Genomic DNA, 6,121 nt, shown 5'->3' with positions numbered 1-6,121 from the left:
GAGTTCCAGGACGCCCGCCAGTACGCCAAGTGGGGCGTGGACTACCTGAAGTACGACTGGTGCTACACCGGCCCGCGCAACCCCGAGGCGGCCTACACCATCATGGCCAAGGCGCTGCGCGAGTCGGGCCGCGACATCGTGCTGTCCATCTGCGAATGGGGCAACAGCCAGCCGGGCCGCTGGGCACCGGCCATCGGCCACCTGTGGCGCACCACCGGCGACATCTGGGACGGCTGGAAGGGCAAGAAAGAATGGTCCCACGGCCTGCTGGACATCATCGACATGAACGCCGAGCTGTGGAGCGAGTCCGCCCCCAACGGCTGGAACGACCCCGACATGCTGGAGGTCGGTAACGGCGGCATGACGGCGACCGAGTACGAGAGCCACTTCTCCATCTGGGCCATGCTTGCCGCGCCGCTGATCGCCGGCAACGACCTGTCCAAGATGGACGCCGACACGAAGCGCATCCTGACCAATGCCGAGGTCATCAAGGTCGACCAGGACCCGCTGGGCCGCCAGGGCCGCCGCGTCTGGCGCGAGGGCGACCTCGAGATCTGGGTGCGCCCGCTGCAGGGCGGTGACCGTGCCGCCGTGCTGTTCAACCGCGGCGACAAGCCCGCCGAAATGGCCGTGAGCTGGGAGCAGCTCCAGCTGCCGCCCAAGCTCAAGGCCGATGTGCTGGACCTCTGGTCGGGCAAGAAGGCCAAGGCCGTCGCCGGCCGCCATGGCGGCACCGTGGCCCCTCACGGCGTGCTGATGTTCCGGGTTTCGCCGGGCGTCCAGTAAGCCGCAGCTCGGGCTTCACAATGCGCCGACAAGCCGGCGCCCGCCGTGCAGCCCGTTCAGAAGACTTCATGCCCGACCAGCCCAAACGCATCGCCCTCCTGGCCCATTTGACGAAGGCGCGATGAGCGGCCAAGGCACGCTCACCCAGTGGGACGACGCCAAGGGCTATGGCTTCATCACGCCCGACGGCGGCGGCCCCAAGCTCTTCGTTCACGTCAAGGCCTTCGGCCTCAGGCCGCAGCGACCCTTCGTGGGCGAGCGAGTCAGCTACCGCGAAGGCCGGGACGCGCAGGGCAAGCGCCGGGCGCTGGGCGTGCGCAGCCTGACGCCGCGCGCCGCGCCGCCGGCTGCGGCGCGTGACGACGGCCGGGTGCTGCTGATCATTCCGGCCTTCGCCGCCTTCGTGCTGGCCTGCCACCTGGCCTGGGGCGTGCCGAACTGGTTCTGGGGCGCGTACTCGGCGATGAGCACGGCGACCTTCATCGTCTTTTGGCTGGACAAGCGTGCCGCCCAAAAGCAAGGCGACGGCGGCGACTGGCGCGTCGCCGAGAACACGCTGCATGCGCTGTCGCTGGCCTGCGGCTGGCCGGGCGCGCTGCTGGCCCGACACCTGCTGCGCCACAAGAGCGTCAAGCAGAAGTTCCGGCGCATCTACTGGTTGACGGTGGTCGTCAACATCGCGGCGTTCATCGTCTTTTTCACGCCGCTGCTGAAAAGCTGAAGTCGCCGAGGCCCTGGATGGACAGTGTCCCGCGGGCCGGTCCGGCAAGGGGATGCAACCCGCCCCAGGCCCCGGTCGTCACGACGGTGCCGGCCGGCAGCGTGCGGTCGTTGCGCGTCGCATGGCGCACCCAGGCTGGCAACACGCCCGCCGGGTCTGCCAGCGAATGCCCGCCGCGCCGCACGACATCCGGCTGGCCGGCCAGGGTCAGGCGCCATTCGAGGCGGCCCCAGTCCAGCGCCCGGTAAGGCTGCCAGGCGCCCAGCAGCAACCCGGCGTTGGACTGGTGGTCGGCCATGCGCAGCAACGCCGGCGCGTCCAGGCCTTCGGCCCAGCGCGAGGCGACCAGCTCGACGCCGATGCACATCGCCTCGGGCGAACCGTCGGCGCCGACGCGCAGCGCCACCTCGGCCTCGACACCCAGCAGCGCGGTGCCCGCGACCGGGTTCACCGGTGAATGGCTGAACGGCCCCTGCGCGCCGGCAGCGCCGGATTTCCATCGGTCGAATTGCCAGCCCAGCGCGGCGGCCACGCCCTCCTGCACGGCGTAGGCATCGGCCTCGTCGCGCACCGCGCCGGCCCAGTCGGCGGCTTGCAGCCGCGTGCCGTTCCGGTGGCAGTTCGCAAGGGCCTGGATCAGAGCTTCGGTCATGGGTGTGAGTGCTGCGGCTCGGGTCGCGGTGTGACCGGACCTTAAGATGAAAGTGCGTCGGGCCGTCGGCCCGCGAGCACTGTAAACACGGCGGCGCGGAGCGCGCGCGACATCATTCTTTCTGGAAGCAGCATGGCACTGAAGTTGGGCTTGGTAGGTATCGGCAAGATCGCTCGCGATCAACACATTCCGGCGCTCGTCGCCGACCCGCGTTTCGAACTCGTGGCCTGCGCCAGCCGTAACGCTCGCGTGGAGGGCGTGGCCAGCTTCGCGAGTGTGGAAGCCATGCTTGCGGAGATGCCGGCGCTGGATGCCATCTCCATCTGCACGCCGCCGAATGCGCACTTCGAGGCGGCCCTTGCCGCGCTGCGCGCCGGCAAGCACGTGATGCTGGAAAAGCCGCCCGCCGCGACGACCCGGCAGATCGCCCTGCTGCAGGCCGAGGCCGCGCGGCACGGCCGCACGCTGTTCCAGACCTGGCATTCGCGCTTCGGCGCGGGCGTGGACGCGGCGCGCGACTGGCTGCGCGGGCGCACGCTCACTGGCGGCACCATCACCTGGAAGGAAGATGTGTATGAATGGCACCCCGGCCAGCAATGGATCTGGGATGCCGGCGGCCTGGGCGTCTTCGACCCGGGCATCAATGCGCTGTCCGTGCTGACCGAGGTGCTCGCCGAGGAGGCCTTCGTGCACAAGGCCGTGCTGGAGTTCCCCGAGAACCAGCAGGCGCCCATCGCCGCCCACCTGGACCTGCGCACCGAGGCCGGCGTCACGGTGAAGGCGGAGTTCGACTTCCGCCAGAAGGGGGAGCAGATCTGGGACGTCGAACTGGTCACGACAACCGGCCGCCTGCGCCTGTCCCAGGGCGGCGGCGTGCTGGAGATCGACGGCCGGCCGGTGGCGGCCGATGCGGCGCTGGCGGGCGAGTACCCGCGCCTGTACGCGCGCTTCGCCGAGTTGTGCGCGGCGGGTCAATCGGAGGTCGACTGGCGGCCGTTCCAGCTCGTGGCGGACGCCTTCCTGATCGGCGAGCGCCGCACCGTGGCGCCGCATCAGGTCTGAGCCCGATCTGGACCGGGCTGAACGAGCGCGTTCAGCCCTGCTTCGCTCTCCGCCTCACGGCTGCTTGACGTAGCCGGGTTGGTCGTCCTTGCCGGCGGCCCACAGGATGCCGCGCGTGACGAGGTCGAGGTAGCGTGCGTCGGCGACGGTGGCCGTGTGGTGGCCGAGGGAGGTGCTGAACACGCGCGTCTTCTTTGGGCCGAACTCGTGGGTCCATACGACGGCCGCCTCGACGGTTTGCGCCTCTTCGGTCATCGTGCCGTCGGGCTGCCGCTTGCTCTGCTTGACGACCTGCTTGCCCGTGGCGAGTACCTTGCCGTCGAGGATCTGGACGTTGTTGTAGAGCTCCTCGTTGACGGTGGTCCAGTCGCCGAGCGTGCGCGTGATCGGGTGGTCCCGGTTCACGAAGCTGATCGCGATGGGCTCATGCGGCCCGTGGCCGGTCGACTGCAGGCCGATGTACTCGTACCAGTGGGCGTTCTCGGCGCCGCGGGCCACCGGCTGCCCGTAGTCGCCGAAGCGGTAGCTGTGCATCGCGCAGTGCAGGTTGACACCGGGGATGCCGTCCAGGTGGGGCTTCAGGACGCCTTGGAACACGGCGGGGTCGCGCAGGTCGCCCACGCATTCGTCGTGGATGACCACGTCGTAGCCCCGCGCGTAGCCAGGGTTGCGGAAGATGGCCAGCGGCGGGCTGCCGGTGGTGTTGGCGGAATGGACCTGGTCCACGACGATGTGTGCCCGCGCCTCGATGCCTGATTTCAGGACGTCCTTCTGCACGCCGTACTCGTGGCAGCACCCGCCGGTGATGAGCAGGGCACGCAGGGGCTTGGGCGTGTCGGCGGCGAACGCGGGGAGGGCGACGAGCGCAACGGTCAATGCAAGCGAGCGACAGGCGTTCATGGGCGATGCGGGGATGAGGAATCGATGCATCGGCCTCATGTCGCAAGTGGGGATCGCTGTTGAGCCGCGCAGGCCGAATCTAGCACCCTGCGGTCAGCCGAACCGGAAGCTCGACGCCGTCACGCCGCCCATGAAATCGGTCTCGTGGTAGTTGCAGCTCGCCGCATCGCCTTCGGCCGCGCCGGCGGCCACCATCAGCGGCAGCAGGTGCTCCTCGCGCGGGTGGGCGATGCGCGCGGCCGGTGCCAGCGCCCAGGCCAGCAGCCGCTCGGCGCGGCCGGCCGGTGAGGGCAGGGCGGACTGCAGCCAGCCGTCGAAGGCCGCCGAGGGCTCGCGCCCCGACAGGCCGTACAGGCGCAGGTTGTGGAAGCTGAAGCCGCTGCCCAGGATCAGCACGCCCTCGTCGCGCAGCGGCGCCAGCGCGCGGCCCAGCGCCAGGTGCTCCGCCGGCTCCAGCCCGCGCTTGAGCGACAGCTGCACGACCGGCACGTCCGCCTGCGGGAACATCGGCGCCAGCGTGCAGAAGGCGCCGTGGTCGAAGCCGCGCTGGCTGTCGCGCGCGGCGGGCAGGCCGGCGGCCTCGATGAGCGCGACGACGCGCTCGGCCAGCGCCGGGTCGCCCGGCGCCGGGTAGACGACTTCATACGTGTGCGGCGGGAAGCCGCCGTAGTCGTAGAGCATGCCCGGCGCGGGCGCGTCCATCACCGTGAAGGCGGTTTCCTCCCAATGCGCGGAGATCATCAGGATGGCCTTGGGCTTCTCCGGCAGCGTGGCCGGCAACGCCCGCAGCGACGCTTCGAGCTTGGCATGCGCCCGGCGGTAGTCGCCGTCCATGAAGGGCCAGGGCCCGCCGCCGTGGGAGAGGAAGAAGGTGGGCAGGCGTGTAGTCATGCCCACAAGACTACGCCCGCAGGCTGCGGGCGCGTTTCAGTCGGCTTGAGCCCGGCATTCGCAAAAGTCGAACGCCGGTGCCAGGCCGGTGCTCAGCTGCGCCGGCGGCGGCCGGCGGCCAGTGCGGCGCCGCCCGCCACGGTCAGCAGCGCCAGGCTGGCCGGCTCGGGCAGGCGGCCCGGGTCGGTGCCGATGGACGTGTCGTTGGCCAGGCGCCAGTTCAGGATGTCGTGGTTCTGCAGGCCTGCGCCCGTCGCCGCGGTGAAGCCCACGTAGGCCTCGTTGACGGTCAGGTTGCTGGCGATGTCGAGGCTGTAGTCGGTGATCAGCTGCAGCAGCGCCAGCCCCTCCTGCTGCACGCTCACGTTGAGCTTCTGTGACGTGCCGTCGTAGTTGATGAAGGCCGTCCAGACCTTGCCGTTGCTCATGCAACCGTCGTTCAGGTAGGAGTTGTCGAACAGATGGCAGTACGACACGCCGTAGGGGCTGCTCACCGGTGAGCTGGCCAGCGAGCCGTTGATGTCCAGCCCGACATGGTTGCTGGCGCCTGTTTCACCGTTGTCGAAAGTGTCGAACTCGATCGCCACGCTGTTGGCCACGCCGTAGTAGCCCATGCCGCCGCCCGAGCCGCCGAGGCCGGTGTTCGTCTTGGCCAGCACAAAGGTGAAGCCGTCGGCGGGGTCGATGCCTGCCGCCTGGCTCATGCGGAACTGGAACGTGGTGCTGAAGGTGGCCCCGGCACCCAGTGCGATGGCCGCGGTGCTGTAGCCGGCACCGGCGCCGCCGCTGGCGGGCGTCACCCGCAGTTCGCCAGCCGCGGTGTCAGCGGCCGAGCCGACGCAGGTCAGCGTCGAGCCGCAGGCGCCGGTGAAGCTGCTGTAGTCGATGACCAGTGCAGCGTGGGCCTGGGGCGCAGCTGCAGCGAGTGCCAGGGCAGCGGCGGCGAGCAAGGAACGGCGTGCCATGTCTTCTCCTCAAGTTGTGGACAACGGCAACGCAACTTCGATGCCACGGCGGCGCCGTATGGGGGCGGCGCGGTGCCGGCCGCGACAAAGGCAAGCTTTTTGTCAAAGCCGTCGACACCCTAGTTCGTCACCCGGCCGGGCGAT

General features: G+C 69.8%; 6 protein-coding genes and 1 pseudogene. 3 read left to right on the top strand and 4 right to left on the bottom strand.

Features of this window, described 5'->3' with window-relative positions:
* Window positions 1–786, top strand: a pseudogene (locus tag ASD35_RS27845) (glycoside hydrolase family 27 protein); the annotation flags it as partial.
* A 121-nt stretch (window positions 787–907) separates the two neighbouring features.
* Window positions 908–1,507, top strand: a complete 600-nt coding sequence (locus tag ASD35_RS22220; protein WP_056877095.1) for a cold shock and DUF1294 domain-containing protein — start codon at window positions 908–910, stop codon at window positions 1,505–1,507.
* On the opposite strand, the gene ASD35_RS22215 is transcribed toward ASD35_RS22220, so the two are convergent.
* Window positions 1,485–2,159 carry a hypothetical protein gene (locus ASD35_RS22215; RefSeq protein ID WP_056877094.1) on the bottom strand — a complete coding sequence of 225 codons (675 nt, stop codon included), beginning with the start codon at window positions 2,157–2,159 and terminating at the stop codon, window positions 1,485–1,487. The genes ASD35_RS22220 and ASD35_RS22215 overlap by 23 nt on opposite strands.
* A 132-nt stretch (window positions 2,160–2,291) precedes the next feature.
* On the opposite strand from ASD35_RS22215, the gene ASD35_RS22210 reads away from it, so the two are divergent.
* Window positions 2,292–3,221 carry a Gfo/Idh/MocA family protein gene (locus ASD35_RS22210; protein WP_056877093.1) on the top strand — a complete coding sequence of 310 codons (930 nt, stop codon included), beginning with the start codon at window positions 2,292–2,294 and terminating at the stop codon, window positions 3,219–3,221.
* A 54-nt stretch (window positions 3,222–3,275) separates the two neighbouring features.
* Here ASD35_RS22210 and ASD35_RS22205 read toward each other — a convergent pair whose 3' ends face one another.
* From ASD35_RS22205 to ASD35_RS22195, 3 genes are all read right to left on the bottom strand, one after another.
* Window positions 3,276–4,121 carry a ThuA domain-containing protein gene (locus ASD35_RS22205; RefSeq protein ID WP_157275708.1) on the bottom strand — a complete coding sequence of 282 codons (846 nt, stop codon included), beginning with the start codon at window positions 4,119–4,121 and terminating at the stop codon, window positions 3,276–3,278.
* A gap of 93 nt (window positions 4,122–4,214) precedes the next feature.
* A complete protein-coding gene (locus ASD35_RS22200) occupies window positions 4,215–5,012 on the bottom strand; it encodes a class III extradiol ring-cleavage dioxygenase (protein ID WP_056877091.1) in 798 nt (265 codons plus the stop codon).
* 92 nt (window positions 5,013–5,104) lie between these two features.
* Window positions 5,105–5,977 carry an L-type lectin-domain containing protein gene (locus ASD35_RS22195; RefSeq protein ID WP_056877090.1) on the bottom strand — a complete coding sequence of 291 codons (873 nt, stop codon included), beginning with the start codon at window positions 5,975–5,977 and terminating at the stop codon, window positions 5,105–5,107.
* Window positions 5,978–6,121 lie beyond the last annotated feature (144 nt).

Origin of the sequence: Pelomonas sp. Root1444 (assembly GCF_001426885.1) — a bacterium.
In the GTDB taxonomy this organism is placed as follows: Bacteria; Pseudomonadota; Gammaproteobacteria; order Burkholderiales; family Burkholderiaceae_C; genus Pelomonas.
The sequence above is the reverse complement of the archived record's forward strand: the minus strand, read 5'-3'. Positions and strand labels throughout refer to the sequence as shown.